Here is a 26,668-nt window from a genome sequence, read left to right as displayed (position 1 = left end):
ACCCCGGCTACTTGCGGGTGACCTTGTCCAGCAGCTGGTCCACGGTGTCGCCGTCGTCGTCGAACAGGATGCGCACCGGATACCAGTCGAGCGACGGCGCCAGCCACAGGTCCACCTGCTGGCCCTGGTCGCCCTTGGGCGGGGATTTGGTGAAGTGCACCGCTTCCAGCTCGCCCATGCCGGTCTGCACCGGCTCGCGGCGCACCACTTTGAACACCCACGGCTCGGCGTCGCGCCGGCCGGCCACGAAGAAGGCCCACTCGGAGCCGGGCGTGAACTTGTCCGGCGTGCTGCGGGCCACCGCGGCCAACTGCCACGGCGCGCTGGTGCGGTCCTGCTCGCCCCCCTTGATCGGGTAGCTCTCGTCGCCCTTGCTGAAGGTGATGGTTTTGACATCGCGCTTGAAGGTGGCCGTGGTGGCCTCCTTGCGGAAGCGCTTTTCATGGAAGGTGGCCGGCGCCAGGCCGTAGCTGTCCACCGTGCCTTCGCTGCGGCTTTCCAGGATCTTGCCGAAAATGCCGGCGTGGCTTTCGGTGGCGATGCTGTATTTGCCGTCGCCCTGGCGCCATTGCACCAGCGCGTCGCCGCTGATCGACATGCCCTTCTGGCGCGCCTTGATGGTGTAGCCCAGGTCCGCCGAGGGCGGCAGGCTGAAGGCGCGCTTGGCGCTCGGGTGCTCGGCGGCGGCGGCGCTAGGGGACGCGGCGGCGGCCTGCGGCGGCACCGCGGCGGCGGCCGTGGCCAGGAGGATACTGAATACTGTGTTGCGCATATTTACTTTCCAGCGTTGCCGCTCAGGGTGATCTTGGTGATGGTCTGCGTCGTCAGCGCGCCATTCGCCTCGGTATTACGGATCTGCACCGGGAACCAGTTCATGCCCGGCGCCAGCCAGATATCCAGCCGCGCCGAGTAGGAACCCGGCTTGGGTGGGCGCGCCAGGTGCCACGTGACGATGCGGCCCAGCTGCGTGTCCAGCTCCTCCTCCCCCACCAGCAGGAAGCGGTAGATGCTGGCATCCTTCTCGTCGCCCACCAGGATGTCGATGTCGCTGCCGAACTGGTTCACGTCGGCCCGGCCGATCGCGCCCAGCTGGAACGGCACCGTGGCCTTGTCCTGCGCGCCGGCCAGCAGCGGGTAGCTGCGCTCGCTGGCCGAGAAGGTGATGTGGCCGTCGTTGCGCACGAAATGCGTGGCCGTCTGCGAACGGCCGCGCCGCTTCTCGGTGAACTTCAGCGGGGCGATGCCGGCGTCGTCGATCTCGCCTTCGCTGCCCAGCACCAGCAGGTTCACGCGCGTCACCAGCATGCTGATGCCCGCTTCCATGCCAACCTTGTACTTGCTGCCGTCGGTCTGCCAGGACATGTGCGCTACACCGTTCCACTTGGTGCCGTTGGCGTCGGTGCGTTTCAGTTCCATCTCGAACTCGGCCGACGGCGGCAGGTCCACCTTGTAGCGGCGCGTGGCCAGCGGCACCGGCGGCGGCTCGGCGGCCTGCTTGTCGCTGGCCCCCGGCGCGGCCACGGGCACGGCGTCCGGCGGCGATTGTACGGCAGCTTGCGCGGGAGCGTCGCCCGGCTGCGCCAGCTCGGGCGGCGCGGCCAGCGCCTGTTCGATGCCGGCCAGCGGATCGCTCAAGGCGCCGGACTCCGCCGCCGCGGGCTCGGCCACGGCGGACTGCTGCGGCTGCGGCGCCGGGCGCAGCGTGCGGCGCGCGGACGGGCGGGCGGCAGGCTTGGGGGACGGCTTAACTGCAGCAGGGTCCACCGGCTTGAGTTCGGGCGGCGGTTCGCTGGACGCGGTGCGGCGCGGCAGCGCCAGCCGCAATTGCGCCTGCATGACGGACGGCGCCGGCTTGACGGCGGTGCTCTGCTGCGGGCCGAGACGGCCCCCCAGCCAGTCTATCGTCACGAAGTGCAGCGCCGCGGTGGCCGCGCACAGGGCGAGTACGCGGCGGCGCCGGGCAAGGAAGGAAACAATCGTCATGGCGCTAGTTTAACGCGTGTCAAGCCCGGTCCGCTGACAGGCATAGTCAAATCTGCTACGCTAACCTACCACCCACTAGGAGACTCGCCATGCCCATGCCTCAAATGCCCAACATTCCGGGCGCCGCTGTGATGACGGATACGCTCGATTTCGTGAAGAACCTGTGGGGCAGCATGGGCGTGGTGCCCGGCATCACTGCGCCGACGCTGTCGGTCGATGAACTGGACAAGAAGATCAACGACCTGCGCGCCGTGGAGGCGTGGCTGAACCTGAACTCGAGCATGGTGCGCGGCAGTATCCAGGCGCTGGAAGTGCAGCGCAACACGATCGCCACGCTGAAGTCCATGGGCAAGACGCTGGCCGACGCGGTGCAGCAGCCGGGCGCGGCCAAGGAGAAGTCGCTGTTCGAGTCGATTCCCTATGCGTCGGCATTCTTCCAGCATGCGGCGGACGCGCTGTCGCCAAGCGCGGCGGGACCGGCGCCGGCCAGCGATCCGTTCAAGCCTGCGGCGCAAGCCGCACCGGCCACCGCGGCGCCGACCGAGGCGCCCGCAGCCAAGCCCGCACCGGCCGCACCGGCCGCATCTGCTACATCTGCCGCCGCCGCGCCGATCTCGGACGCGGAGGCGGCAGCGGCCGCAGCGGCGCCCATGGTGAACGCGGCGGCGTGGTGGAATTTGCTGCAGGAACAGTTCAAGCAGGCGGTGACCACGGCCATGACCACGGACGTGGTCAGCGGCGCGGCGGCGCGCGCGACGGAAGCGGCCAGCAAGTTCGCGGCGGCGGCCAGCAAGCCGCTGGCCAAGGCGGACAAGGATAACTTGCCGGCCGGGCAGGACAAGCCGGCGGCGGCCAGGAAGGCCAATGGGAATGGCGGTGGCGATGGCGGCAAGAACGGCGCCGCCACCGCAGCCCGCAAGGCGCCTGCCAAGCGCGCCAGCAGCGCCAAGCCGCCCAAGGCGTAAGCCCGGGCGGCGCGCGGCGGGTCACGGCCAGGGCTGCGCCCCGGCCTGACCCGCCAGCGCCGCCAACAACTACGGCTTGGCCTGCGCCGCGCCCACCTTGCCGGCAGTTGCGGCCACGCCCGGCTTCAGGTGCTTGTCGAGGAACTCCAGCATCTTGGCATTGGCCACGATCTGGTTTTTCTTCTTGCTGAAGCCGTGCCCTTCATCGTCGAACACCACGTATTCCACCGGCACATTGTTCTTCTTCACCGCCTCCACGATCTCGTCGCTTTCCGGCTTGATCACGCGCGGATCGTTCTTGCCCTGGATAACCATCAGCGGGCTGCGGATTTCCTTGGCGTGGAACAGCGGCGAGGTCGCCACCAGGAATTCCTTGTCCTTCACCGGATCGCCCACCTCCTGGTACAGCGCCTTGCGCTGCGATTCCCAATACGGCGGAATCGATTCCAGCGTGCGCACCCAGTTGCTCACGCCGAAGATATCGATGCCCACCTTGAACGCTTCCGGACGGAAGGCCAGCGCCGCCAGCGTCATGTAGCCGCCGTAGCTGCCGCCCATGATGCCGATGCGGTCCGGGTCGATATGGCCCAGGCTGGCCAGGTAGGTCTTGGCCTCGATGCAATCCCACAGCGGCTCGCGGCCATGCTTGCCGTCGTCGGCCGTGTTGAAGGTTTTGCCGTAGCCCGAGCTGCCCCGGTTGTTAATGCCCAGCACCGCGTAGCCGTGGTTGGCCAGGTACTGCATCAGCGCACTGTAGCCGCGCCGCGTCTGGCCGCCGGGGCCGCCGTGCACGAAGATCACCGCCGGGGCTTTCGCGCCGGGCGCCAGGCCCTTCGGCTTGTAGTAGATGGAAGGAATCACCATGCCGTCGAAGGACTTGAAGCGCACCACTTCCGCTTCCACCAGGTCGTCCGGATCGATTTCCTTGTTCAGGCTTTGCGTCAGCTGCGCGGTCTTCTTCGTCTTCAAGTCGTAGACGAACAGATTGTTCGGCGCACGGTCGCCGTTCAGGTAGAAGGCCATCAGCTTGCCGCTCGGCGAGAACGTCACGCCGCGCATCTCGCCGCCCGGCAGCTTGGGCAGCGCCACCGGCTTTTCTTCCGGGCCTTCCACCACGCGCACCACCTGGCTGCCGTCGTGGTCCACCACGGTGGTGCGGAAACGGCCGTCCAGCGAATAGCCGGAGCCGAACACGTCCCAGTCCGCTTTCTCGTGCACGGCAATGGCGCCGGTGGCCAGGTCGTAGGTGCGCAGCGTGTTGAACTCGCCGCCTTCATTGGAGGTGAAGAACAGGCGCTTGGAGGCCGGGTCGAAGGTGGAGGCGTTGTAGCTGGCCGTGCCCTGGTGCGGCGTGATGTGCTTCAGCTCCTTCTTCTGCAGATCGTACAGGTAGATGTCGCTGTCGGACGTGGTGTTCGGCTTGGACAGCGCAATCCAGCGCTCGTCGCGGCTCAGTTCGCTCGGCGTCATGCCGTTCTCGTTCTGGTACAGCATGGTGCGCGCGTAGCTCTTCGCGTCGTAGCGGTACAGGTCGAAAAACTTGGGATCGCGCTCGTTGGTGAGGGCGTAGAAGGCCTTGCCGTCCACCGACCAGCCGCCGAAGATGGCTTTCAGCTTCTCGCCCGGGGTCAGGTCCTTCTCGCTGCCGTCCAGTTCGCGCACATACAGGTGGTTCTGCTCGTTGCCGCCCTTGTCGCGCGTGAACAGGATGCGGTCGTCGCTGCGGAAATAGCCCACCGCGTAGGTGCTGTCGGTGGTCGACTTGGTCAGCGCCACCGGCTTGCCGCCGCCCACCGGCTGGGTGTAGGCGTTGGGTATGCCGCTCTCGTTGCTGGTGAACAGGATGTTCTTCTCGTCGCCGCTGAACGACGCGCCCGAAATGGACGTGGTCGCCATGAACTGCTCGATGGTGTACTGCTTGGGAGGCTTGGCGGGCTTGGCGCTAGCGGCCATGGCGCCGGGAAGGGTTTGCAGCAGCAAGGCCAGCACGGTGAGTCGCGCGGCAGTTTTGATACGACGCATGTTCGCTCCTGTTCAGGTGGGCCGCCGTCCCGATGACGGCAGCGCAGCCAGTGTTGCAAGAACGAACTACGTTGTCAAATCATAAAATTATTCTGCCAACTATGCCAGCCGCTGGATGCGGATCGCGTCGATCAGGCCGCCATCGTCGCGTTGTATTTTTACAATCTTGATCAAGCCTTCCTCGGCCAGCGCCTTGGCGCCGTCATGCGCGGACTGGAAGGTTTCCAGCGTGTCGCCCTTGACCGCCACCGGACGTATCCAGGCGGCGGCGCCGATTTTCATTTTTTCGTAGACCTCTTTGGCGATGTCGCGCATAGGTTCTCTCCTCGTTGTGTTTTTAGTGTAATCATTGAACTGCCAGGAAACAAGTTGCCGCTGCTTGTAATCGGTTGCTTACAAGCCACAGCTACCTGTCCTGCCCATCTAAGTCCTGCTCTTCCTTGTCGCTGTCTTCTTCCTCGCTTTCCGCTTCCGGTTCGGGCCCCTGCGCCGCCTGGCGGCTCGGCATCAGCAAGGCCAGCTGCTCGATCAGCTGGGCGAAGCGCTGCTGCCCCGGCGCCACGCGGTCCACGTGCATCAGCACGCCATTGGCCTCGTCCATCAGCTGCTGGCTGAAGCCGTTCTGCTGCATGTGCGAGATCAGTATCTGCGCCGAGTTGAACAGGATACGCATATTGTTCGGCAGCGCCTGGCGCGCCGAGCGCATCCACGCCACCGCATCGCCCAGCTTGCCGGTTTTCCACAGCAGCACGCCCTTGTTCATGGTGTCGGCCGCTTCCTTGCGGGCAGCCTGGATCAGCGCCGCGCCCTCCTCGCTCATGCGCGCCTTGTCGAATATCTTCTGCACTTCCTCCAGCAGCAGCGTGTTGTCATGGTTGTTGCGGATCACGTAGCACAGCAGCTCGGCCGGCGCGTCCTTGACGCCGACGGCGAACAGCAGCGTCGCCATCTCGATGCAGGTGTCGGTGTCCGGCCGCTCCGGGTCCTCGTCCAGCATGGCCTCCAGCTCGTCGCCGGACTTGCGCGCGCGGCGGTAGTCGCCGCTCTCGTGGTACACCAGGCCCTCGGTGATCTTGGCGCGCAGCTGCACCTGGTCGCCGGTGAACTCGCGCTGCGCGGTGGCCAGCACCTGCAGCGCCTCCTTGGGGTCGTTCTTCTGGCCGCACACGCGCGCCAGGCCGAAGTAGGCGTCCACCGTCTTCAGCACCGAATACTCGCCGATCGCGATGCACTTGCGGAAGGCGCGTTCGGCCAGCGCGATATTGCCCAGCTTGAGCGCCGCGTTGCCCAGGTTGCGCTGGCGCGGCACCGAGTTGGGCGACAGCTTGGCCGCCTTCTCCAGCACGTCGCACGATTCCTCCAGCTTGCCCATCAGCTGGAACGCCGTGGCCAGCTGGTCGTAGGCGTCGATATAGAAACGGTTGTCGGCGATCACGCCCTGGAACATCTGGCGCGCCGCTTCGTGGTCGCCGTTGCCCATGCGGATCTTGGCCAGGCCGGTGCGGGCCCAGTTGTAGTCGCGGTCTTCCAGCACCAGCTCGTAGACCGCGCGCGCCTTCTCCGGCTCGCCCGCTTTCAGCAGCAGCGTGGCCTTCATGCGCAGCAGGTCGATCTCGTGCAGCTTGTTGTGCGCAATCTGCTCGTCGCACAGGCGCGCGGCGCGCAGGTAATCCTTTTCCACGAAGGCCTGGTCGATCTCGCGGAAGATCTGCTTCTTCTGCCACACGCGGTTCAGGCGCGTCAGCAGCACGCCCTCGGTAATGGGCTTGATGATGTAGGCGTCCGGCTGGTGCTCGGCGGCGCCCATGACCGACTCCACGCTCTTCTCGGCCGACACCATCAGCCACACGCTGGACGGCGTCATCAGGTTGCGGATGCGCACCTCCTCCAGCACCTGCTGGCCGTTCTTGCCCTCGCCCAGGTTGAAGTCGCACAGCACCACGTCGTAATGGGTCTTGGCCAGCATGATCATGGCCTCGCCGCCGCTGGCGGCCTGGTCGATATGCTTGGCGCCCAGGTTGCGCAGCGATTCGCGCAGCAGCTGGCGGATGCCGACGAAATCGTCGACGATCAGGTATTGCTTGGCGGTCCAGTCGATGGCGGCGATGGCGGCCGTGACGTTGTCCGGCATGATGGGGGCGACGGTGGGGAATGACATCTGGCCTCCGCTCACGGCAAACGCAGCACGAAGCAGCCGCCGCCCAGAGCGCCGCCATTTTCCAGCAGCACGCTGCCGCCGCGCTGGCGGTGCTTGTGCATCTTGGCCACTTCGCAGGCGAAGTACAGGCCCAGGCCGCTGCTGTTGGTGAGGAAGTTCACGCCGATGGTGTTGCCGCTCATGGCGGACGCGCCGGCGTCGATCAGCGCCTGCGGGAAGCCGGCGCCATTGTCCTCCACGCGCAGTTCCAGGTAGCCGTCGCGCTCGGCGACGGCGATGCGGATGGTGTCGCCGGTGTAGCGCACCGCGTTGTTGACGGCGTGCACCAGCATGCCGATCACCAGGTCCTCGTCGAGGGTCCAGATCAGGTCGGCAGGAAATTCCGTCTGCAGCGTGATGTGGCGGGACGCCAGCAGCACCTTGGCCTGCGAGCTCACCTGCTGCACCAGCTCGGCCACCTGCTGCGGGCGCGGATCGAACGGGTAGGACGGCTTGCCCACTTCCTTGTACAGCGCCAGCAGCTGCATCAGGTTGTCGTTCAGGCGCTTGGTCTGGTACAGCATCTGGGCCAGGCTGGGATAAGCGGGATGGTTCACCTCGTTCTCGTCGGCGTTGCCCAGCAGATTCTCCAGCGTGCCGCTGAGGACGCTGATCGAATTTTTCATGTCATGGGCGGTTGAAGCCAGGAACAGGAACAGCTCGGGCGAGCCCGCTTGATCTTCCATAGATGAGGCCTCCACGGGCAATTATTTCTGAATTGCGATTATACCTGCCCGCCACGGCGGGATTTCAGCAGAAAACGGGCAGGATCAAGGGCGGCGGCCAGGGCGGCCTCCAGGGGCAGCGGTTCGTGCTCGAGTTGCGCGGCCAGCAACTCGGCCGCCAGCGGCGCCCAGATCAGGCCGCGCGAGGCATAACCGAGCAAGCCATACAGCCCGGCGTGGCGGGGCACGTCGCGCAGGCGTTCCATGCGCAGGCCGGCGCCATAGTCCGGCAGCGGGCCCACCAGCGGCAGGCGGTCCGGCGCCATGCAGCGGAAGCCGACCCGGCCCGCCAGCGGCAGATCGTGCAGCAGGTCCTGCGGCAGCACGCCGGGCAGGATGTCGCGTGCGCGAGACAGATTCTCCTGCTGGCTAGCGTCGCGCAAGGCGCGCTCCGTATCGCTGTCGTAGGTGGCGCCGATGCTGACGATGCCGTGCACCGGCGGCGTCAGGTAGGCTTCGCGGCACACCACCAGGGGCAGATGGGGGAAATGCTGTTCCTGCAAATGGGTGACCTGGCCGCGCATGGTGTACAGCGGCAGCTCCGCCGTCTGCGCGATGGCCAGGGCGCCGGCGCCATTGGCCAGGATGACGTGCGGCGCTTCGGCCAGCAGGGCGCCGTCCCGGTCGCGCACCTGCCATTGTTCGCCGCTGCGTTCCAGTTGCAGGGCTTCGGCATGGAACACGCGGGTCAGGCGGGCGCCGCAAGCGTCCAGCATGGCGCGGCAGATGGACGCGGGATTGGCCCAGCCGCCCTGGCTGAACAGCCAGCCGCCGTCCGGCGTGGGCGCGCCCAGCAAGGCGCCGGCCTGCGCCGCGTCCACCCAGCGCAGGTATTCGGGCGGGTAGTTCCACTGCGCCGCCACTTCCTTCTGCAGCAGCGCATGCTCCGCGTCGCGCGCCAGTTGCAGCACGCCGCATTGCGCGCCGGTGATGGGCCGGGGCACGCCGTCGGCGACGCCAGCGTCGGCAGGCAGCGCCTCGGCGGCGTCCAGCCCGCCGAGGCGCTGCCAGTGGCGCATGGCGTACAGGTAGGCGGCGCGGCTCAGGCGCGTGGGGATATTGTCGTCCTTGGACAGCAGCGGCACGAAGATGCCGGAGCGGTTGCCGGACGCCTCCTGCGCCGGCTGCCCGTGCCGTTCGACCAGCGTCACGTCCCAGCCGCGCGCAGCCAGGCGCTCGCACGCCGCCGCGCCCGCCATGCCGGCGCCGATCACCACCGCCCGCCGCAGCGGTTCCGGCGCGCGCGGCGGCTGCGGCTTCCGGCTGGTGAAGACTGCCTGCACGGGAACCTGGCCACCGGCAGGCTGCCACTCGAAGCCGGCCGAGCGCAGCGCCTTCAAGGCCGCTTCATCGGCGCCGTGCAGCTCGAGGGTGGCGCCGGGCAGCGCGAGCTTGGCGAGGGCGCGCATGGGCTCGATGGGGGCCGGCAAATGGAAGGCGTCGACGCGGGCCTCGATCTGCGGCAGCGTGGCTTCGACGGGGCCGGCCAGCAGATCCAGCGTCACGCGGCCGTCATCCAGCTCCAGGCGGTGGAAGCCGGGAACGTTGACCGGCCACCCGTTCCGCAGCCCGGGCGCGACGTCCTGCGCGCCGGGCAGCGCCGGCAGCAGCGCGATGTAGTGCAGCGCGGGGATGCGGCCGGCGGCGGCAGCGGCGGCAGCGGCGCTGCGCCATGCCTGCAGCGTGGCGAGGAAATGTTCGCCCTTGCCGAAGCCGGTGGCGAGCACGACGCGGCGCTGGCGGGACGGCGCTGTCACGGCTTGCTGCACGCTGCGTGGCGGAAGCAGGCGTGGTCGTGGTCATTGACCATGCCGATTCCCTGCATGTAGGCGTAGACAATCGTCGAGCCGACGAACTTGAAGCCGCGCTTGGCGAGATCCTTCGAAATGCGGTCGGACAGCTCGGTCCTGGCCGGCCGGTCGCCCTGCTGCTTCACGTTGTTGACGATAGGCTTGCCGCCGACATAAGCCCACAGGAAGCGGTCCAGGCTGCCGCCTTCGTCCACCAGCCGCAGGTAAGCCTGCGCGTTGGTGATGGCCGCCGCCACCTTGAGCTTGTTGCGCACGATGCCGGGATTGGCCAGCAGCTCGGCCACTTTTTCCGGGCCGTACGCGGCGATCTTGCGCGCGTCCCAGTTGTCGAAGGCGGCGCGGTAGCTTTCGCGCTTGTTCAGGATGGTTTCCCAGCTCAGCCCGGCCTGCGCGCCTTCGAGATTGAGCATCTCGAACAGGCGCAGCTCGTCGTGGCAAGGCAGGCCCCACTCTTCGTCGTGGTAGGCGATGTATGTGGGATTGGCGGGATTGGCCCAGCTGCAGCGGTGTAGGTTCATGGGCGCAGTTTACATTAAGATAGGGGCTTGGCGAACCACAGGGAGCAGGCATGCAATTCGAAGCGAAACTGGAGTGGCAGCGCAATGGGCAGAATTTCCTCGACCAGCGCTACAGCCGCGCCCATGAATGGATCTTCGACGGCGGCTTGCGGGTGCCCGCGTCGTCGTCGCCGCTGTCGGTGCCGCTGCCGATGTCGAACGCGGACAATGTGGACCCCGAGGAAGCGCTGATCGCCGCCGCGTCCAGCTGCCATATGCTGTTCTTCCTGTCCGTCGCCGCCCGGCGCGGGCACGTGGTGGAGAGTTACACCGACCATGCGGTGGGTTTGCTGGAGAAGGACGAGCGCGGCCGCATGGCCATGACCAGCATCACGCTGCGCCCCGCCATCGTGTTCGCCGGCACCGACTGGCCGGACCAGGACCAGCTGGACGCCATCCACCACGAGGCGCACGACAAGTGCTACATCGCCAATTCGCTGCGCGCCGAGATCACCATCGAAGACCCGGTGTAAGGGCGGCTTACGCCAGGTCGCTGGACAGCCCGACGCGGCGCCGTTCGCCGCCCAGGTTGGGCGGGTTCACCAGGTTGGTGACCACCTTCACCTGGCCGCTGGCCACGGTCTGCTCCAGCTGCTTCATCATGCGCGCGAACAGATCCTCCGGCTGCGTGGCCGGGGTGCTGTACAGCGCGGCCCAGGCGTCGCGCCCGGAGTGCTTGGCGATGTACAGCCCCATGTCCGCCAGCTCCACCACTTGCGACCAGGTGAGCAAACGCGGCTGCGACGGCAGGAAAGGGAAGCAGGCGTAGCCTATCGAGCAGGTCTTGTGCAGCGGGCTGCCGTCCGGCAGGCGGAACTCGCGCAGCGCCACCGCGCTGCGGATACGCTCGGCCACCACCTTGGCTTCCTCCCTGTCCGTGGCGCGCGCCAGCACCAGGAATTCTTCGCCGCCCCAGCGTATCAGATAGTCCGATTCGCGGAACACTTCGCGCAGGCGCTCCTGCATCTGCACCAGCACCGCGTCGCCGGCCGCGTGGCCGTAGCGGTCGTTCACTTCCTTGAAATGGTCCAGGTCCACCATGAAGAACACCAGGTCCTTGTCCATGCAGACCGGGCGTTCACTCTCCTGGCCATCCGGGCAGTCGTACTGGCGCAGCGTCATGGCCACGTCGGCATCCACGTGCTGCAGGAAGAAGCGGCGGTTGCGCAGGCCGGTCAGTTGGTCGGTCAGGCTCACTTCCTCCAGCGCCTTGTAGGCCCGCTCCAGTTCCACGTTCTTTTCCAGCAGCTGCGCCTGGGTGGCGGCCACCTGCCGATAGGCGCTGGCGTTGTCGAGCGCGATGGCGCCGTAAGCGCACAAGGTGCGGAAGATCAGCCGTTCGCGTTCGCCGTAGGCCTGCGCGCGCAGCGACTGCACCGTCATCACGCCCAGCACGCGCTCGCCCACCGCCAGCGGCGCGAACAGCAGGCTCAGTGTCGGCAAGGTGCCGGGGATCAGGTTCGGCGTGGCGCCGTCTTCGTCGATCTCGATCAGGATCTCGCGCCGCTCGCGCACGCTGCGCACCGAATTGGCGTTCGGGTCGGACAGCGCGAAGCGCGAGGCCGGCAGCTCCCGCCCCGCCTCGATGCCGAAGGCGCAGCTCAGGTGTTCGCCGTCCGGCTCCAGCATGAAGATGGAGAAGTGGGTGGCGTCCAGCAGGCCGTGCACGTGGCGGTCCAGCGCGCGGAACACGGCGGCCGCGTCCAGGTGCGCAGTGATCTCCTGGCCGATGGCGCTCAGGTGGGCCAGCGTGGCGTTGGTCCGCTGCAGCACCTCGGCGCGCTGCGCCTCGGCCGCCGCCAGCTGGCGGTGGTGCTCGCCCTCGGTCTGCGCACGCTCGGTCTGGTGCTGCACCTGCATGGCGATGGCGCGGTTGGTGGCTTCCTGGCTGTGCGTGCGGTCGCGCGCGGCGTTGGCCTGCACCGCGATCTCGTAGGCGCGCGCGTGGTCGCCGGTGGCGGCGTATTCGCGCGCGGCGGCGTCCAGCAGCGCAGCCGGCACCGCGTAGCCGGCGATGGTGGCGGCCAGATTCATGGCCAGCTGCAGGTAGTGCAGCACGGCGTTCGGCGCCGCCATGCCCAGCGGCTGCGGCAGCGGGTGGCGGGCGTGGATCTGCGCCAGCACGCGCAGCGCGGCGATCTGGTTGTACACGTCGCGGTGCTCGCTGGCCAGCGACAGCGCCGACAGGGCCACCGACAGCGCGTCCTGCGGCTGGTCCAGCTGCGACAGCGCGTGCGCCTGGCCGCGCCGGGCGCCGCTCTTGAAGTCGCTCTGGCCCAGCGAATCGCCGCGCTGTTCCAGCAAGGTGAAGCTGCGCAGCGCGCCCGGCGCGTCGCCCAGGTCCAGCGCCAGGTCGCCCTGGTATTCGAGCGACACGGCGTAAGCGCGCGAGCCGGACAGGGGTTCGAGCAGCTGGATGGCTTCCCGCAGCAGTTCCTGCGCCGCTTCGCGCTGGCCCAGCTGGCGCAGGGTTTCCGCGGTCTGCATCAGGCACGAGCCGATGCTCATCGGCCAGCCGGTGGGGCGCGCCAGCGCCAGGCCGCGCTGCATCCATTCCAGCGCGGCGTCGTGCGCATTCAGGCTGGTGAAGCCGTTGCCGATATTGGTGGCGATGATGGTGGCGCGGCGCACCTGGCCGGTGGCGATGGCCGCTTCGAAGGCCACCATCAGGCGGCTGACGGCGCGCCCGAAGTCGGCCGCCTGGAAGGCGGAAATGCCGTCGTAGTCGCTGATCCAGCCGGACGCCGCCGGGTGCACGCCGGGGTCGAGCGCGGCGTCGGCCGGGAAGCGCTGGCCCCAGCGCTGGTTGGCTTCCTGCAGGCTGTGGAATACGCTGAAGATGGCGGCGGCGGCGTCGATGATGTCGGCCCGCACCAGGTCGCCGCCGGCGCGCGCCTCGGCCGACGCGATGGCCAGTTCGGCGTCGCTGGCGGCGGAGTCGCCGCGGTCGGTGGCGATCCAGGCCAGCAGCCAGTGCGCGTCGGCGCAGCCCAGCATGTCGCCCAGCCGCTCGAAGGCGTGCAGCGCTTGCCCGGCCAGGGCCTGGCCTGCGTCCAGCTCGCCGTGCAGCCAGCGGGCTTCGGCTTCGATCAGCTGGAACCGTGGCAAAAGCGGCGCCAAAAGCGGCGCCGCCGGCGCGGCGTCCCGGCCGGCGTCCAGCGGCGGCAGCAGCGCAGTGGCCTCGGCCACCAGTTGCCGGGCCCGCGCGACGTCGCGCTGGCGCAAGTGCCAAGCCAGTTCGGCCAGGCACAGCAGGCGCAGATCCCCTTGCAAGGAAGGCAATTCCGCGTCCCAGCGCGCCAGCTCTTCATCGAGCGCAAACATGTCCACTACATCGTGTCCTTCTCTACCATATTGCCGCAACGCACTATGCGCGATGCCGCATTATTCCACAGTTCAGTGCAGCACAGCGACGGCCGCCGAAAATGTGAAAAAAGACAAGCTGGTCGAAACCAGGATAATGCGCGCGATGCGCCCCGTGTTGGCGCCGAAGCGCTCGGACAGCAGCGCCACGTTGCTGGCACTGGGCAGGCAGGCCACCAGCACGATGACGGTCAGCGCGGCCGGGTCGAGCGGCACGCCGAGCGCGATGGCGGCATGGCCGGCGCCGGCCACCAGCAGCGGATGGAGCAGCAGCTTCATCAGCGCCAGCGCGATGTAGTCGCGCGAACCGGCCGCTTCCGGGCCCGCGCCGGCATTCATCTGCGAGCGCGCCAGCACCGCGCCGATGGTAAACAGCGCCACCGGCGAGGCCGCGTCCGCCAGCAGGCCCACGGTCTGCATGGCCGGCCTGGGCAAGTCCAGCCCGGCCGCCGAACTGAGCCCGCCCAGCGCGATGGCCCAGGGCATGGGATTGCCCAGCATGCCGCGCAGCGCCCGCCCCAGCGCCTCCCGCCCGGCGCCGCTGCCCATGCGCGACAGCGCAATGCACAGCGAGCTGGTGACGATCATGTCCACCACGATGGCGACGATGGCCGGCCCCGACGAACGCGGCCCCACCAGCGCGAGCAGCAGCGGCACCCCCATGAAGCCGGTGTTCGGAAACGCCGTCACCAGCGCGCCGAAGGCGGCGTCGTTCCAGCCGCTGCGGCGCAGCGTGGCCGCCATGGCGAGGCCCACCATGGCCAGCGCGCACAGCAGGTAGACGCTGAACACGCCCGCATCCAGCAGCTGGGAAATCGGCGTGGCCGAGCCGAAGCGGTACAGCATGCACGGCAGCGCGAAATACAGCACGAAGCTGTTCAGGCCGGGAATGGCCAGCTGCGGCAGCATGCCGCGCCGCACGGCCACGTAGCCGCACAGCACCAGTGCAAAGAAAGGAAAAGTGACGGAAAGAATGGCGAGCATGGGCACCCATTGTACCCATGCCTGCCGCGTGGCAGCCCGCCTTGTTCAACCCGCCTTGTGCAACCCGCCTTGTTTAGCCTGCGCTATTTGATCGGCGCGGGCGGCTGGGTGGTCGGATTCTGCTTGTTCTCCGGATTGTCGGTGTTGCCGCTGGCCTTGTCCGGCACGGCGCGCGGCCGCTTGGCGCCACTGTCCGGCTTGGCTTCGGTGCCGCTGCCGGTGGCGCCCTCGCTGCCGCTGGCGCCGCTGGCGGTGCCGCCCTTGAGGCTGGCGTTCAGCTGCGTCACGTGGGTCAGGTGCTGCGCCACGGTCGGTTCCAGCTTGGCGGCCAGCGCCTTGACGTCGGGATCCTTGGCGTTGGACTGCACTTTCTGCACCAGGGCATGGGTTTTCTTATGGTCGGCCACGCCGGCCTGGGCCAGGTAGCTGCGGTCGAACGCGTCGCCGGACAGGTTGTTGAGCTTGTTGGCCATGGCCTTGTGCTTGGCGTCCGGTTCGGCCGGCAGGGTCACGCCCTTGCTCTGGGCCACGCTCTGCACTTCCTGCAGCCCCTTGGTGTGGTCGTCGATCATCTTCTGCGCGAAGGCCTTCACCTCGCTGTTCTGCGACTTCTGCAAGGCGATCTTGCCCGCTTCGATTTCCGCCATATTGCCTTGCGCCAGCTGCTCCAGCATTTGCTGGTCCGACTTGGCCAGATTCTGCGCCTGCGCCGACAGCGCGCCCAGCAGTGCAGCCGTTATCAATGCCAGTTTTGCCTTGTTCATGGGGATCTCCTATCCTTGAGGGTGTGGAGAAAAATTCTACGCGTGATGGAATAAAGGGGCCGCAGCTTACGTATACGCAATTGTTGCACCCATTCACCCCAACAGGAGACATCCATGAAGACCATGATCGCCATCGCCGCCCTGCTGCTCGCAGGCGCGGCCGCCCACGCGCAGGACCTGAAAAAAGACGGCGGCGTGCTTGTCACCGCCACCGGCATGACCGTCTACACCTTCGACAAGGACGTGGCCGGCAGCGGCAAGAGCGCCTGCAGCGGGCCGTGCATCCAGAACTGGCCGGCGGTGCCCGCGCCGGAGAAAGTGGCGGCGCCGTACTCGGTGGTGACGCGCGACGACGGCAGCAAGCAGCTGGCCTACAAGGGCAAACCGCTGTACACCTTCGTCAAGGACGCCAAGGCCGGCGACCGCAGCGGCGACAACTTCAAGGACGTGTGGCACGTGGTGAAAGACTAAGCCGCCACGCCGCCCCGCACGCAGCCATCATGCAAGACGACAGCGCCAGCCTCACGGCCTGCATCCCGCGCCTGCGCCGCTACGCGCGGGCGCTGCTGGGCGACCGCGCCGGCGCCGACGACCTGGTGCAGGACACCATGGAGCGCGGCTGGCGCAAGCTGCCGTCGTGGCGGCGCGGCGGCGACATGCGGGCCTGGCTGTTCGGCATCATGCACAACCTGCACGTGGACCGGCAGCGCCAGCCCAGCCTGCCCACGGTGGCGCTGAGCGAGGAACTGCAAGGCTCGCTCAGCGCGCCGGCCGCCGGCGACCGCCTGGAAATCCGCGACATGCAGGCCGCGCTGCAGCTGCTGCCGGCCGAACAGCGCGAAGTGCTGCTGCTGGTGGCGCTGGAAGACCTAAGCTACGAGGAAGTGGCCGCTGTCCTGAACATTCCGCCCGGCACCGTAATGTCGCGCCTGTCGCGCGCGCGCGAACGGCTGCGCCTGCTGATGCTGGGCCAGGCGCCGGTCTCCACGCTGAAGGTCGTGAAATGAAGGACGCGCCATGAATCCCGTCACCGAAGCCGAGCTGCAGGCCTGGGTCGACGGCCGCCTGGCCCAGGAGCGCCGCGCCGACATCGACCGCTACCTGGAACACCACCCGCAGGAAGCGGCGCGGCTGCGCGCCTACCGCCAGCAGAACGTGGCGCTGCGTTCGCTGTATAGCCCGGTGATGGACGAAGCCATTCCGCGCGGCATGCTGCGTCCGCGCGGCTGGCAGCGCTACGGCTGGCCGCTGCGGCGCTACGCCGCCGGCGTGGCGCTGATGCTGTCGAGCGCGGCACTCGGCTGGGTGGCGCACGGCAACTTCGGCAGCCAGGCCGGCGACGGCGCTGCCGGCAACCTGGCGGCGGACGGCGCGCGGCAGCGCGGCCCCGGGACCGGCGCGCCCTCGGGCGGCACGCCGGCCAGCCTGGCGCACCGCGCCGCGCTGGCGCACCGCGTGTACGCGCCCGAAGTGCGGCATCCGGTGGAAGTGGGCGCGGACCAGCAGGAACACCTGGTGGCCTGGCTGTCGAAACGCCTGGGCACGCCGCTGCACCCGCCGCGGCTGGCGCCGCTGGGCTACGAACTGGTGGGCGGCAGATTACTGCCGGGCGACAATGGCCCGGTGGCGCAATTCATGTACACCGACGCCAGCGGCCAGCGGCTGACGCTGTACGTCTCCTCCGGCCAGGCGGGCAACCGCGATACCGGCTTCCGCTACGCCAGGGATGGCGGGCTCAGCGTGTTTTACTGGATAGATGGCAGCTACGGATACGCGCTCTCGGGCGCGCTGGGGAAAGCCGAGCTGTCGCAGATCGCCAACGCGGTCTACGAACAGCTGCAGCCTTGAACTACGGTGATACAGGAGGGTTACTGCACGCCGCGCCGGCCCATGTCGTCGAGGCGCATGCGCATCAACTCGTTGGCGGCAGGGCCCGGCGCGAACATGTAGTCCTCGTCGTTGATGGCCAGGCCGGTGCGCGCATCGACCAGCACCTGGTCGGCGGGCTTGCCGGTTTCGCGGCTCACCACCAGCAGGCTGGCGCCTTCCGGTGCCAGGTGGTCATTGCCCCAGGCCACGAAGGCCAGCAGCACAGGTTTGAAATCGCGGCCGGCCTTGGTCAGCACGTATTCGTAGCGCGGCGGACGCGCGCTGTACTGGCGGCGCTCCATCAGGCCGCCTTCAACCAGGCCTGCCAGGCGGCGGGTCAGCATGTTGGGGGCGATTTTCAGGCTTTTTTCAAACTCGTCGAAACGGGTCAGGCCATAGAATGCATCGCGCAGGATGAGGATGCTCCACCATTCGCCCACTTTGCCCAGGCTGCGCGCGATAGGGCATGGCATACGTCCAAAGTCAGTGTGTTTCATTTGCAACTCCTTCGATCAAGATTAAAAAGTCGTATCCCACAGCCAACTGGCCAGCAGGAACCTTCGCTAACTTGCATCTTGGGTGCTGCATGCACCTTCTTTTTCCATATACAACAGTGAACTTATAACAACTAAGTTTATGAACCGAAATTTGATTGCATCGGCTCAACACCCGATTCAATTATTGTCGATCCTGAGAAACTACGCTTTTGCTAGACGCGACAGATGTTTTGCGAGCGGAGAAATCTATTAAAAAAATTTAAAAGATAGGCATAATACGCAACAGCGGTAGCACCAACTTCATCAAGCCGACCATGTATTTAACCAGCGACGCCAACGTACGAAGCATCCTGATCGTGGACGATTCCGCGTTCGAGCAGCGCATGCTGGTCGACCTGCTGAGCGAACTACCCTACCGCGTCTCGGTGGCGTTCAACGGCCTGCAGGGCTATCAACTGGCGCTGGCCAACCAGCCGGACCTGATCCTGCTGGACGTGCGCATGCCCAATATGGACGGCTACACCTGCTGCCGCCTGCTCAAGGCCAATCCGGCCACCTACGACATCCCCGTGATTTTCCTCAGCGGCGCCGACGCGGCCGAAGACCGCATCATGGGCCTGTCGATCGGCGGCGTCGATTACGTGTCCAAGCCCTTCACGCCGGGCGAACTGGCGGCGCGCATCCACGTGCACCTGAACCTGATGCGGCGCACGCGCGGCGACGGCGCGCCCGAACCGGAAGCCGCCGCCCAGCTGCCGCCGCCGCCGCCCAACCCGGACGCGGTGATCGTCAACGCCGCCAAGCGTCTCATTTCGGACAACCTGGCGGCCTTGCCCAGCCTTACGGAGATCGCGCGCAGCGTGGGCACCTACCGGGAAAAGCTGTCCCAGCTGTTCCGCGAGCAGACCGGCATGACGGTGTTCGCCTTCATCCGCGAAGAACGCATCGCGCGCGGCGTGCAGCTGCTGCGCGAAACGGAAATCGATGTCCAGGACATCGCGCTGCTGATCGGATTCAACAACGCCGGCAACTTCGCCACCGCCTTCCGCGAGCGCATGGGCGTTACGCCCAGCGCTTTCCGGCAGGGCCAGGGCCAGGGCCAGGATCACAACCAGGATCAGAACTTGTAGTTCACCTTCACTGCTGCGGTGCGGCCGCGCGGGTCGGCCTGGGTGAAGTCGAAGAACGCGGTCGACGAATCCCACGACGGGCGCTTGTCGCCCAGGTTCTGCACGATGAAGCTCACCGTTGCCGCCGGCGTCGCCTTCCAGGCCACATTCGCGTCCAGCGTGCCGACCGGCTTCACGCGCTCGTTTTCACGCGTGGTCTGGTCGTAGCCGTCCACGTAGTTCCAGGTCAGCGTGCTGGCCCAGGTGCCGATGTCCCAGGTGGCGCTGGTGACGCCGCGCCATTTCGGAATGGAGCCGAAGTGGTTGTTGCCGGCGCCGTTGGTGAGCGGCTCGCCCAGCGCCAGCGGCGCTTCAAACTTGAACACATGGCTCAGCTGCGCGTTCAGCGCCAGCTTGCCCCACTGCCGCAGGCCGATGCGGTGGCGCAGGTCGATGTCGATGCCCGACACCAGGCGGTCGCCCTGGTTGGCGTACTGGCGGTACAGGGTCTGGATGCGGCCCTGCGCGTCGCGCACCACCTTTTCCGGCGCGGTCTTTTCGTTGGCGATGATGTTGTCCGCGCTCTCGGTGTCGATCACGCCCTTGGTGCGGATGCGGTAGTAATCCACGCCCACGCTGCTGTCCGCGTTCGGCGCGACCACGAAGCCCAGGTTCAGGTTGCCCGAGCGTTCCGGACGCAGGTCGGCATTGGCGATGGTGAGGTTGGTCACGCCGCGCGCCTGGGTCGGCGTGATGGGATCGCGCGGGTCGATCACGCTGCCGTAGCTGACCGAGGTGGAGTTGGTGATCTCCGGCAGCGACGGCGCGCGGAAGCCGCGCGACACGGTGCCGCGCAACAGCAGCCACTGGGCCGCCTGGTAACGCACGCTGGCCTTCGGCGAGAAGGCCGAGCCGAAGTCGCTGTAACGGTCGGCGCGGCCGGCCAGGTTCAGGTTCAGGTCTTTGATGACCGGCACGTTGAACTCGGCGAACAGCGCAGCCACGTCGCGCTTGCCTTGGATGATGTTGATGGCCGGGCGCAGCTCGGTGCCGCTCAACACGGCGGTGGAGGTCTGCGAATCCATCTCTTCGCGGCGCCACTGCGCGCCGAAGGCGAAGCCCAGCGGGCCGGCCGGCAGACCGGCCAGTTCCTTCGAGGCGTTGAAGTCCACCGTGGTCAGGGTCGATTCGGCCGGGCGCAAGGTGGACAGGCGCAGGCGGTCGCGCACCGCCTCGCTGTTCTTCGACTGGTCGGCGAAATTGTAGCTGCCCTCGGCCAGCACCTTTTCGAATTCGTAGCGGTTGACGAAGTTGTTCACGGTTTCTTCCAGCTCGCTGCCGGAGCGGCCCACGGAGGCGTCGTAGTCCCAGCCCGCCAGCGTGCCTTTCACGCCGGCCAGCGCGCGGAAGAAGTCCACGCTGTCGCGCTTGGTGCGCGCGCCCAGGTCGAACAGGGTGGCGGTGAACGGCAGCGGCGTGGCGCCCGGATTGTTCGGATGCCCCACCGGCAGCGCCACGTTGATGTTGTCCAGCTGCTGCCTGGCGTTGTTCCAGGCGCGCAGGCCGCTGCCCACCGTCAGCGGGGCGCCGAAGGTCTGGTCGGCGCGCGAGTGGCCGTACAGCAGGTCGGCGTAGGCTTCGGTGTCGTCGTTCAGCTTGAGCGTACCGCGCAGCGAAGAGTGGATGCGGCTGATGCCGGGGATGAGCGTCTTGAACTGCGCGTTGTTATACGCCTGCACCGATCCGCTCTTGCCCGGCGTGATGGCGCCGTACGGCTGCAGCTGCAGCGGGCCTTGCAGGCCGCCCAGCAGGCGGGTTGGATCGTTGTTCAGGTAGTTGGCCGGCACCCAGGCCAGCGAACCGTTGGCGTTGCCGCGAAAGTCGCTGCCGGCCATCCACGCCACCTGGTCCTGCTGCAGCTTGTCGCGCTGCTGCGCGTCCAGCGAGAACACCACGCTGTAGCCGTCCTTCGCCAGGCTGCCGAAGCCGGCCTGCAGCGCCGCGCTCTTTTCCGACTGGCCGGTGCCCTCGGTGGAGCTGCCGTACTGCGCGCTCAGCTCCGTGCCCTTGAATTCCTTGTACAGGATGATGTTGACCACGCCGGCCACCGCGTCCGAGCCGTACACGGACGAGGCACCGTCCTTCAGCACCTCGATGCGCTGCACCGCCGCCATCGGCAGGCTGTTCAGGTCCACGAACACTTCCTGCAGATCCTGCGCGGTGGCGTAAGGGCTGACGCGCTTGCCGTTCACCAGGATCAGCGTGTTCTTCTGGCCGATGCCGCGCAGCGACAGGCCCGCCGTGCCGGCCGAGAAGCTGCCGGTGTACTGCTCGTTGTAGCTGTTGCCGCTGTTGGCGGAGATGGAACGGATCACGTCGGCGATGCTGGCCTTGCCGCTGGCGGCGATCTCTTTGGCGCTGATGACCTGGACCGCGCTGGCGCCCTCCTTCTGCGTGGTGCGGATATTGGAACCGGTGACGATGACCCGTTCCAGTTCCTGCGCGGCGGCGAGGGATGGGAAAGCAGTGGCGACGGCGAGCGAGATGGCTAAAGGTTTAAACATGGGTTTCCTCTTGGGTGGGAATGGAACGGCGGCCCCGGTCCGCGTTGAACCGGGGTGAGCGCAGCCATCCCGGCCTGGTGGGGCCGGAGCGGGATGCAGCAAGGGCTTGGGGTTTTGTTTAGAGCGTTTAGTGCGAGGCAGCGCGGCACATGCACTGGGCCATGCAGAGCATGTACAGCACGTGGCGGCTAGGGACGACGGACAGCGGAGCGGAACGGAACATAAACAAATTCGATCGAGCGATGCGGGAGTAAGCACTATACCGGCGCAGTTTCCAAGATGGAACGAATTAAAACTGCATAGCTTATTCAGCCTGGCTATAAGCCGTTCGACGGCAAACTGAACCGAGCCTCAGCTTGCCACTTGCCGGAAGGCCTACCTGCAATGAACTCTGACGATATCGAACGGGACCCCATCAAAGCTGCCAGGGACGCGGTTTTGCCTCGGGGCGTGACGTTTGAACGGGACCCATACGTTGTTACGAGCGAGGACCGTAGCGCGTGCGGCGAGCAGCGCATCATCTCGGCATGGAGGCAAATTCAACACAGAGGAAACACTATGAACGCCAATTTAAATGACAGCGACGACGAAGAGTATGAGCGCTTCAAGAACTACGATTTCACGAATGCAAAACGAGTCAAGGATGTTCCCCATCTGCGCGCGCTGCAGGAAAAGTATGCCAAGGTGAAGGTGCCTGTTGCGCTGGAACTCAATCAGGATGCGCTTGGCATCTTTCGGGGACATGCATTCGTAGCCAAGATCAGTCTTGAGAATTTGATGGCAAACATCCTGGAGCAGCACGCTTACCGGCTGCACGAGGAGATGGAAGCCCGCTTGTCGCGCCGGGAAGCTGGCGAGGCTGCGGCGGCCACGCATGAAAAACGCTAGCGCACCTTGATCACGACCTTGCCTTTCACGCGCCCCGTGGCGACGTAGTCCAGCGCCTGCCGGGTTTCGCTGAACGGGAAAACGCGCTCGACCACGGGCCGGATGCGGCCCGCGTCGATCAGCCCGGCGATCTCTTCCAGCTGCCGGCCATTGGCCGTCATGAAGTGGAAGGCGTAGCCGGCCCCGCTGCGGCGGGCGGCCTTGCGGATGCCGTAGCTGAGCAGCCGCACCGCCAGGCTGATGAAGGCATTCGTCCCGCGCTGCCGCGCGAACGCCGGGTCCGGCGGGCCGGCGATGCCGATCAGTTTTCCGCCCGGCTTGAGCACGCGCAGCGATTTCTTCAGCGTGTCCCCGCCTTGCGTGTCGAGCACCAGGTCGTAGTCCCTCAGCATGGCCGAGAAGTCTTCCTTCCGGTAATCGATGACGATGTCCGCCCCCAGCTCCTTCAGCATGGCGGCGTTGGCCGCGCCGGCGGTGGTGGCGACCGTGGCGCCGATGTGTTTCGCCAACTGGATCGCCATGGTGCCGACGCCGCCGGAACCGGCGTGTATCAGCACTTTCTGGCCCGCCTTCAGCTGGCCCTTCTCCACCAGGACCTGCCACGCGGTCAGCGCCGCCAGCGGTATCGACGCGGCCTCCTCCATCGTCAGGGTGGCGGGCTTGTGCGCCAGCGAGCCTTCCCTCACCGCGATGAACTCGGCGAACGTGCCAATGCGGTCGTCGTCCGGCCGCGCGTAGACTTCATCGCCAGGCTTGAAACGGCGCACGCGCGCGCCGGTGCGCACCACCACGCCGGCCAGGTCATTGCCCAGCACCAGCGGCATGGAGTACGGCAGCAGCAGCTTGAATTCGCCGCTGCGGATCTTGTTGTCCAGCGGGTTGACGCCGGCCGCGTGGATTTGCACCAGCACGTCCTCGTCGCCCAGCGCCGGTTCGGGCAGCTCGCCGGACATCAGCACATCCGCCTTGCCGTAGCGCTTGATGAAATAAGCTTTCATGCTGCGCGCCTCCCCACCGCCGGCTGCGAGTCCAGCCGCAAGTCCTTGCGCACCCCGGCCTCCACCAGCGCGGCGGGCGCGAAGCGGCGCAGGAAGCGCAGGCGGCCGGCCAGCGCGCCCGAGGTGTAGCGCACTTTCGGCGCCGCCGCCAGCGCCACCTGCAGCACCGTGTCCGCCACCACGCCGGGGCCGTCCGCGCCCGCCAGCGCTTCCTTCACGCGCCGGTCCAGCCCTGCGCGCAGGTCACGGTATTCGTCCAGCGCTTCGTCCGGCCGCAGCTGGTTGGCGTCGAACGCGGACTTGATGTAGGCCGGCTGCACCAGCGACACGCGGATGCCCTGCGTGCGCAGTTCCTGGTCCAGCGATTCCGAATAGCCTTCCATGGCGTGCTTGCTGGCCGAGTACAGCGCCATGTACGGCATGGGCACAAAGCCCAGCACGGAACTGATATTGATGATGCGCCCGCTGCCGCGCTGCCGCATGTGCGGCACCACGGCGCGCACCATGCGCACCATGCCGAAGAAGTTGGTGTCGAAGATGGACTGCGCCAGCTGCATCGAACTCTCCTCCGCCGCGGCCGGCGCCACGCCGAAGCCGGCGTTGTTGACCAGCAGGTCGATGCGCCCTTCCCGCTGCAATACCTGGTTGACGGCGGCCGCCACCGATGCGTCGCTGGTCACGTCCAGCGCCAGCATCTCGAAACCGTGCCCGCCCTGCCCGCCTTGCGCGCCGCGGCGGCTGGTGCCGTACACCTTGTAACCGGCCCTGGCCAGCTGTTCGGCGGTGACCTCGCCTATACCCGACGATGCGCCGGTCACGATTGCGATTTTGCGGTTCATTTCACTCTCCATATGATTATCATCATATTGTTGATTCAAAAAAAGCCCGGCGCGCACTTGCTCCGGGCCTGCCTTGCTCGCCTTAATCGCCGTGCTTGCCTGCTTCCGAAAAATGCCTGAGCGCCGCTTCGCGCAACGCGCAGGACAGCTTGGGATCATCCACCGCGCGCGCCACCACCATGGTGCCTATCATCGCGCTGACCATGAACATGGCCTGCTCGTGCGCCTCGGGCGTACCCCAGCCGGGCAGCTGGCGCGCCACCAGGTCTATCATCTCCTTGATGTGGCGCGTGGCCGCATGCCGCACTTCCGGCGCCTGGCGGTGCATCTCCGAACCCAGCGCGGACACCGGGCAGCCGAATTCCACGGCCTCCAGGTGCTGCTGCGACAGGTAGGCCTGCATCAGCGCCTGCAAGGAGTGCCCGGGCGCGGCGGCAGCGGCGATATCGGCCGACATACGCACCGCGTCGGCCCCGGCGCGGTCCGCCGCCTCGGCCAGCAAGGCTTCGCGCGAAGCGAAGTGCGCGTAGAAGCCGCCGTGCGTGAGCCCGGCCTCTTTCATGATGTCCGCCACGCCGGTGCCGGCGTAGCCGCTGCGCCGGATCGCGCGCGCGGCCGCCTCGACGATGCGCTCGTGCGTCGCTTCCTTGCGGCTGGCGGCGGGGCGTGGGGCACGCGCGGCGCCCTGGCTGGCTGATTTTTTATGCATGATGCCCATCATATACCAATTTCGGACGGCGTGCGCATCTGGCGCCGCCACCAGCGCCAGGAGATCAGCGCGTTGACGAAGTAGGCCGCGTACAGCAGCGCCGTCAAATACAGCCCCCGGCTGGAGTACAGCGGCACCGACACCGCGTTCACCAGCAGCCACACCGGCCAGGTCTCGACGCGGCGCGCCATCAGCAGCAGCTGGGCGATGATGCTGAACGCCAGCACGGCCGAATCGACAAAAGGCGCGTAGGCGCTGGTGTAGTGGTGCAGCATCAGCCCGTAGCCTGCGGTGCCGGCCACGCCCGCCGCCCCCATCCACGCCAGCGTGCTGCTGCGCGCCGACGTGATGGGCAAGGCCTTGCCGCCGCCGCCGCGCGCCCACTCGTACCAGCCGATCAGGCAGGTGACGATGAAGAACAGCTGCAGCGCCACGTCGGCAAACAGCTGCACGCCATAGAACAGCGCGCCGAACAGCGCGCAGCCGACGATGCCGATCCACCAGGAATGAATGTTGTTGCGCCCGGCCAGCACGATGGACAGCGCCATCACCGCGTTGGCGGCCAGTTCGAGATTAGTGGTCAAGCGGGGTCCCGGGAGGCTGGTTGCTCTGGCATTCGGGCGGCAGCAGCCGGGCCGGAATGTCCTCGCCGGCGCAGCGCCAGGCGACGCGCTTATTCTCTGCCAGCGCGGGCGTGAAGGCAATAGCCTTGCCGCGCAGCGAAAAGTCGGCCGGGTAGATGCGCACCACGCCGCTGTCGCCGTCGATGCGCGCGTCGACCACGGCCAGGCCGGGATCGGCCAGCGCGAAACCGGCCTCGCGCAGGCTGAGCGGGCTGCGGCCGTTGGCGTAGTAATAGCGGTCCACCGCCGCCGTCGCGTCCTGGCCCACGCGCACCGCGCGCGCCAGCTGGCGGCGCACTTCGGCCTCGCCCAGCCATGGCGGCGCCAGCGCGGCGGCCGCGCCCAGCAGCGCCAGCGCCAGCAGGCCGCCGGCGGCGCCCGCCACACCCAGGCGCGGCACCAGCATCGCCGCCAGCCAGGCCAGCCGGTGGCGCGCGGCCGGCACGGCCTCGGCGCCGGCGGCCAGCGCGCGCAGCGCCGCCATGCGCTTGACCAGCCAGGGCTGGCCGTTCACCAGTTCGTGGAAGGACATCCAGAAGCCGCAGGCCTGCTGCGCCTGCGCCGCATAATCGCCCAGGTTGAGCTGGCGCCAGCGCCGTCCGCCCGCCGCCAGCGCGGCCAGCCCGCTCTGGGCGCTGCGCAAGTCGTCGCAGGCGTGCAGGCCGTGCCGGTCGCAGGTGTAGGCGCAGGCGCGCGCGTAGGCCGCGCCCAGCAGCGGCAGCACGGCGGCCGGCAGCAGCAAGGGCAGCCAGCGCTGGTGGCGCCGCGTGATGTGGCCGATTTCGTGGCCGATGTAGAAATTGATGGCGTCGGCCCGGTCCTCCAGCGCGTCGAGCACGCTGGACTGCAGCACGATGTAGCGCCGTCCCAGCAGCATGACAGTGAGCACGCTGCGCCGGCGCAGCAGATAGGCTTCCGGTATGCGCTCCAGCCCCAGCCGGCGGCAGCACACGTCGATGCGCGCTTTCAGGTCGGGAAACTGCTGGTAGCTGATATGAACGCCGGTTCCTTTTAAATAGGCGGCCAGCGCCGATTGCACGAATGCGGTGATTGCAAAAATAAAAACAAGGTATATCAGCGCCATGCCCAAGGTAGCCAGCGCCAGCCCGCTCCAGATCAGCAGCGAGGCCGCCAGCAGCGCCCTGAGCAGCGCGCGCTCATGTTTATATACCAGTTCCACTTGTCATTCCTCAATTTCCGT

General features: G+C 67.2%; 25 protein-coding genes. 7 read left to right on the top strand and 18 right to left on the bottom strand.

From position 1 onward, the window contains the following. Positions 1 to 7 precede the first annotated feature (7 nt). Together AC56DV_RS17330 and AC56DV_RS17325 are read right to left on the bottom strand one after the other, a co-directional pair. Complete coding sequence (locus tag AC56DV_RS17330; protein WP_496315477.1) at positions 8 to 772, bottom strand: DUF3108 domain-containing protein; 765 nt, start codon at positions 770 to 772, stop codon at positions 8 to 10. A gap of 2 nt (positions 773 to 774) precedes the next feature. After that, entirely contained in the window at positions 775 to 1,983 is a 1,209-nt protein-coding gene (locus AC56DV_RS17325; RefSeq protein ID WP_496315476.1) for a DUF3108 domain-containing protein, read from the bottom strand. Positions 1,984 to 2,072: 89 nt separating this feature from the next. Here AC56DV_RS17325 and AC56DV_RS17320 point away from each other — a divergent pair, with 89 nt between their 5' ends. Further along, positions 2,073 to 2,948 carry a PhaM family polyhydroxyalkanoate granule multifunctional regulatory protein gene (locus AC56DV_RS17320; protein WP_496315475.1) on the top strand — a complete coding sequence of 292 codons (876 nt, stop codon included), beginning with the start codon at positions 2,073 to 2,075 and terminating at the stop codon, positions 2,946 to 2,948. A 69-nt stretch (positions 2,949 to 3,017) separates the two neighbouring features. Here AC56DV_RS17320 and AC56DV_RS17315 read toward each other — a convergent pair whose 3' ends face one another. From AC56DV_RS17315 to AC56DV_RS17290, 6 genes are all read right to left on the bottom strand, one after another. Continuing rightward, positions 3,018 to 4,970 (bottom strand): alpha/beta hydrolase family protein, encoded by a 1,953-nt coding sequence (locus AC56DV_RS17315; protein ID WP_496315474.1) that lies wholly within the window; start codon positions 4,968 to 4,970, stop codon positions 3,018 to 3,020. Between the two features lie 99 nt (positions 4,971 to 5,069). Then, complete coding sequence (locus AC56DV_RS17310) at positions 5,070 to 5,285, bottom strand: hypothetical protein (protein ID WP_496315473.1); 216 nt, start codon at positions 5,283 to 5,285, stop codon at positions 5,070 to 5,072. 91 nt (positions 5,286 to 5,376) lie between these two features. Beyond that, positions 5,377 to 7,128 carry a tetratricopeptide repeat protein gene (locus tag AC56DV_RS17305; protein ID WP_496315472.1) on the bottom strand — a complete coding sequence of 584 codons (1,752 nt, stop codon included), beginning with the start codon at positions 7,126 to 7,128 and terminating at the stop codon, positions 5,377 to 5,379. An 11-nt stretch (positions 7,129 to 7,139) separates the two neighbouring features. Continuing rightward, entirely contained in the window at positions 7,140 to 7,853 is a 714-nt protein-coding gene (locus AC56DV_RS17300) for a sensor histidine kinase (protein WP_496315471.1), read from the bottom strand. A 38-nt stretch (positions 7,854 to 7,891) separates the two neighbouring features. Further along, complete coding sequence (mnmC1, locus tag AC56DV_RS17295; protein WP_496315470.1) at positions 7,892 to 9,649, bottom strand: FAD-dependent 5-carboxymethylaminomethyl-2-thiouridine(34) oxidoreductase MnmC1; 1,758 nt, start codon at positions 9,647 to 9,649, stop codon at positions 7,892 to 7,894. Further along, the gene (locus AC56DV_RS17290) at positions 9,646 to 10,221 is read right to left on the bottom strand and encodes a DNA-3-methyladenine glycosylase I (protein WP_496315469.1); all 576 of its coding nucleotides are present in this window, start codon (positions 10,219 to 10,221) and stop codon (positions 9,646 to 9,648) included. Before AC56DV_RS17290 ends, mnmC1 begins: the two co-directional genes overlap by 4 nt. 50 nt (positions 10,222 to 10,271) lie before the next feature. Between AC56DV_RS17290 and AC56DV_RS17285 the strand changes: the two genes are divergently transcribed. Then, positions 10,272 to 10,733, top strand: coding sequence for an OsmC family protein (locus AC56DV_RS17285; protein ID WP_496315468.1), 462 nt, complete (start codon positions 10,272 to 10,274; stop codon positions 10,731 to 10,733). A gap of 7 nt (positions 10,734 to 10,740) precedes the next feature. Here AC56DV_RS17285 and AC56DV_RS17280 read toward each other — a convergent pair whose 3' ends face one another. From AC56DV_RS17280 to AC56DV_RS17270, 3 genes are all read right to left on the bottom strand, one after another. Beyond that, positions 10,741 to 13,584, bottom strand: a complete 2,844-nt coding sequence (locus AC56DV_RS17280; RefSeq protein ID WP_496315467.1) for a diguanylate cyclase — start codon at positions 13,582 to 13,584, stop codon at positions 10,741 to 10,743. A gap of 72 nt (positions 13,585 to 13,656) precedes the next feature. Then, positions 13,657 to 14,607, bottom strand: a complete 951-nt coding sequence (locus AC56DV_RS17275; protein ID WP_496315466.1) for an AEC family transporter — start codon at positions 14,605 to 14,607, stop codon at positions 13,657 to 13,659. 83 nt (positions 14,608 to 14,690) lie between these two features. Continuing rightward, the gene (locus AC56DV_RS17270; protein WP_496315465.1) at positions 14,691 to 15,371 is read right to left on the bottom strand and encodes a DUF4142 domain-containing protein; all 681 of its coding nucleotides are present in this window, start codon (positions 15,369 to 15,371) and stop codon (positions 14,691 to 14,693) included. A gap of 114 nt (positions 15,372 to 15,485) precedes the next feature. Between AC56DV_RS17270 and AC56DV_RS17265 the strand changes: the two genes are divergently transcribed. Genes AC56DV_RS17265 through AC56DV_RS17255 form a run of 3 tightly spaced genes read left to right on the top strand, consistent with a single transcriptional unit; the run spans position 15,486 to position 17,219 of the window. Then, a complete protein-coding gene (locus tag AC56DV_RS17265) occupies positions 15,486 to 15,842 on the top strand; it encodes a COG4315 family predicted lipoprotein (RefSeq protein ID WP_496315464.1) in 357 nt (118 codons plus the stop codon). A 29-nt stretch (positions 15,843 to 15,871) separates the two neighbouring features. Further along, entirely contained in the window at positions 15,872 to 16,378 is a 507-nt protein-coding gene (locus AC56DV_RS17260; protein WP_496315463.1) for an RNA polymerase sigma factor, read from the top strand. Positions 16,379 to 16,388: 10 nt separating this feature from the next. Continuing rightward, complete coding sequence (locus AC56DV_RS17255; protein WP_496315462.1) at positions 16,389 to 17,219, top strand: anti-sigma factor family protein; 831 nt, start codon at positions 16,389 to 16,391, stop codon at positions 17,217 to 17,219. Between the two features lie 20 nt (positions 17,220 to 17,239). Here AC56DV_RS17255 and AC56DV_RS17250 read toward each other — a convergent pair whose 3' ends face one another. Further along, a complete protein-coding gene (locus tag AC56DV_RS17250; RefSeq protein WP_056404007.1) occupies positions 17,240 to 17,737 on the bottom strand; it encodes a winged helix-turn-helix transcriptional regulator in 498 nt (165 codons plus the stop codon). Positions 17,738 to 18,051: 314 nt separating this feature from the next. On the opposite strand from AC56DV_RS17250, the gene AC56DV_RS17245 reads away from it, so the two are divergent. Further along, positions 18,052 to 18,867: a response regulator transcription factor gene (locus tag AC56DV_RS17245; RefSeq protein WP_496315461.1), complete on the top strand. Its 816-nt coding sequence runs from the start codon at positions 18,052 to 18,054 to the stop codon at positions 18,865 to 18,867. Here AC56DV_RS17245 and AC56DV_RS17240 read toward each other — a convergent pair. Beyond that, the gene (locus tag AC56DV_RS17240; protein ID WP_496315460.1) at positions 18,855 to 21,410 is read right to left on the bottom strand and encodes a TonB-dependent receptor plug domain-containing protein; all 2,556 of its coding nucleotides are present in this window, start codon (positions 21,408 to 21,410) and stop codon (positions 18,855 to 18,857) included. The two genes, AC56DV_RS17245 and AC56DV_RS17240, sit on opposite strands and share 13 nt — an antisense overlap. Positions 21,411 to 21,968: 558 nt before the next feature. Here AC56DV_RS17240 and AC56DV_RS17235 point away from each other — a divergent pair. Further along, positions 21,969 to 22,298 carry a hypothetical protein gene (locus tag AC56DV_RS17235; RefSeq protein ID WP_496315459.1) on the top strand — a complete coding sequence of 110 codons (330 nt, stop codon included), beginning with the start codon at positions 21,969 to 21,971 and terminating at the stop codon, positions 22,296 to 22,298. On the opposite strand, the gene AC56DV_RS17230 is transcribed toward AC56DV_RS17235, so the two are convergent. From AC56DV_RS17230 to AC56DV_RS17210, 5 genes are all read right to left on the bottom strand, one after another. Further along, positions 22,295 to 23,296 carry an NADP-dependent oxidoreductase gene (locus AC56DV_RS17230; RefSeq protein ID WP_496315458.1) on the bottom strand — a complete coding sequence of 334 codons (1,002 nt, stop codon included), beginning with the start codon at positions 23,294 to 23,296 and terminating at the stop codon, positions 22,295 to 22,297. The genes AC56DV_RS17235 and AC56DV_RS17230 overlap by 4 nt on opposite strands. Then, positions 23,293 to 24,135: an oxidoreductase gene (locus AC56DV_RS17225; protein WP_496315457.1), complete on the bottom strand. Its 843-nt coding sequence runs from the start codon at positions 24,133 to 24,135 to the stop codon at positions 23,293 to 23,295. Before AC56DV_RS17225 ends, AC56DV_RS17230 begins: the two co-directional genes overlap by 4 nt. An 82-nt stretch (positions 24,136 to 24,217) precedes the next feature. Then, positions 24,218 to 24,856: a TetR/AcrR family transcriptional regulator gene (locus tag AC56DV_RS17220; protein WP_496315456.1), complete on the bottom strand. Its 639-nt coding sequence runs from the start codon at positions 24,854 to 24,856 to the stop codon at positions 24,218 to 24,220. After that, a complete protein-coding gene (gene pnuC / locus AC56DV_RS17215) occupies positions 24,853 to 25,428 on the bottom strand; it encodes a nicotinamide riboside transporter PnuC (protein ID WP_496315455.1) in 576 nt (191 codons plus the stop codon). Before pnuC ends, AC56DV_RS17220 begins: the two co-directional genes overlap by 4 nt. Then, positions 25,418 to 26,647: a M48 family metallopeptidase gene (locus AC56DV_RS17210; protein WP_496315454.1), complete on the bottom strand. Its 1,230-nt coding sequence runs from the start codon at positions 26,645 to 26,647 to the stop codon at positions 25,418 to 25,420. The genes pnuC and AC56DV_RS17210 overlap by 11 nt, the downstream gene beginning before the upstream one ends. Positions 26,648 to 26,668 lie beyond the last annotated feature (21 nt).

The organism is Massilia sp. BGA-UO-ETr-WB1 (genome assembly GCF_059567845.1).
This window is presented reverse-complemented; position numbering and strand designations above follow the sequence as displayed.

Excerpts from the sequence above, each read along its gene's own strand:
- AC56DV_RS17330 (WP_496315477.1), bottom strand. The coding sequence starts at position 772 with ATGCGCAACACAGTATTCAGTATCCTCCTGGCCACGGCCGCCGCCGCG.
- AC56DV_RS17325 (WP_496315476.1), bottom strand. The coding sequence starts at position 1,983 with ATGACGATTGTTTCCTTCCTTGCCCGGCGCCGCCGCGTACTCGCCCTG.
- AC56DV_RS17320 (WP_496315475.1), top strand. The coding sequence starts at position 2,073 with ATGCCCATGCCTCAAATGCCCAACATTCCGGGCGCCGCTGTGATGACG.
- AC56DV_RS17315 (WP_496315474.1), bottom strand. The coding sequence starts at position 4,970 with ATGCGTCGTATCAAAACTGCCGCGCGACTCACCGTGCTGGCCTTGCTG.
- AC56DV_RS17310 (WP_496315473.1), bottom strand. The coding sequence starts at position 5,285 with ATGCGCGACATCGCCAAAGAGGTCTACGAAAAAATGAAAATCGGCGCC.
- AC56DV_RS17305 (WP_496315472.1), bottom strand. The coding sequence starts at position 7,128 with ATGTCATTCCCCACCGTCGCCCCCATCATGCCGGACAACGTCACGGCC.
- AC56DV_RS17300 (WP_496315471.1), bottom strand. The coding sequence starts at position 7,853 with ATGGAAGATCAAGCGGGCTCGCCCGAGCTGTTCCTGTTCCTGGCTTCA.
- AC56DV_RS17290 (WP_496315469.1), bottom strand. The coding sequence starts at position 10,221 with ATGAACCTACACCGCTGCAGCTGGGCCAATCCCGCCAATCCCACATAC.
- AC56DV_RS17285 (WP_496315468.1), top strand. The coding sequence starts at position 10,272 with ATGCAATTCGAAGCGAAACTGGAGTGGCAGCGCAATGGGCAGAATTTC.
- AC56DV_RS17280 (WP_496315467.1), bottom strand. The coding sequence starts at position 13,584 with ATGTTTGCGCTCGATGAAGAGCTGGCGCGCTGGGACGCGGAATTGCCT.
- AC56DV_RS17275 (WP_496315466.1), bottom strand. The coding sequence starts at position 14,607 with ATGCTCGCCATTCTTTCCGTCACTTTTCCTTTCTTTGCACTGGTGCTG.
- AC56DV_RS17270 (WP_496315465.1), bottom strand. The coding sequence starts at position 15,371 with ATGAACAAGGCAAAACTGGCATTGATAACGGCTGCACTGCTGGGCGCG.
- AC56DV_RS17265 (WP_496315464.1), top strand. The coding sequence starts at position 15,486 with ATGAAGACCATGATCGCCATCGCCGCCCTGCTGCTCGCAGGCGCGGCC.
- AC56DV_RS17260 (WP_496315463.1), top strand. The coding sequence starts at position 15,872 with ATGCAAGACGACAGCGCCAGCCTCACGGCCTGCATCCCGCGCCTGCGC.
- AC56DV_RS17255 (WP_496315462.1), top strand. The coding sequence starts at position 16,389 with ATGAATCCCGTCACCGAAGCCGAGCTGCAGGCCTGGGTCGACGGCCGC.
- AC56DV_RS17250 (WP_056404007.1), bottom strand. The coding sequence starts at position 17,737 with ATGAAACACACTGACTTTGGACGTATGCCATGCCCTATCGCGCGCAGC.
- AC56DV_RS17245 (WP_496315461.1), top strand. The coding sequence starts at position 18,052 with ATGTATTTAACCAGCGACGCCAACGTACGAAGCATCCTGATCGTGGAC.
- AC56DV_RS17240 (WP_496315460.1), bottom strand. The coding sequence starts at position 21,410 with ATGTTTAAACCTTTAGCCATCTCGCTCGCCGTCGCCACTGCTTTCCCA.
- AC56DV_RS17235 (WP_496315459.1), top strand. The coding sequence starts at position 21,969 with ATGAACGCCAATTTAAATGACAGCGACGACGAAGAGTATGAGCGCTTC.
- AC56DV_RS17230 (WP_496315458.1), bottom strand. The coding sequence starts at position 23,296 with ATGAAAGCTTATTTCATCAAGCGCTACGGCAAGGCGGATGTGCTGATG.
- AC56DV_RS17225 (WP_496315457.1), bottom strand. The coding sequence starts at position 24,135 with ATGAACCGCAAAATCGCAATCGTGACCGGCGCATCGTCGGGTATAGGC.
- AC56DV_RS17220 (WP_496315456.1), bottom strand. The coding sequence starts at position 24,856 with ATGATGGGCATCATGCATAAAAAATCAGCCAGCCAGGGCGCCGCGCGT.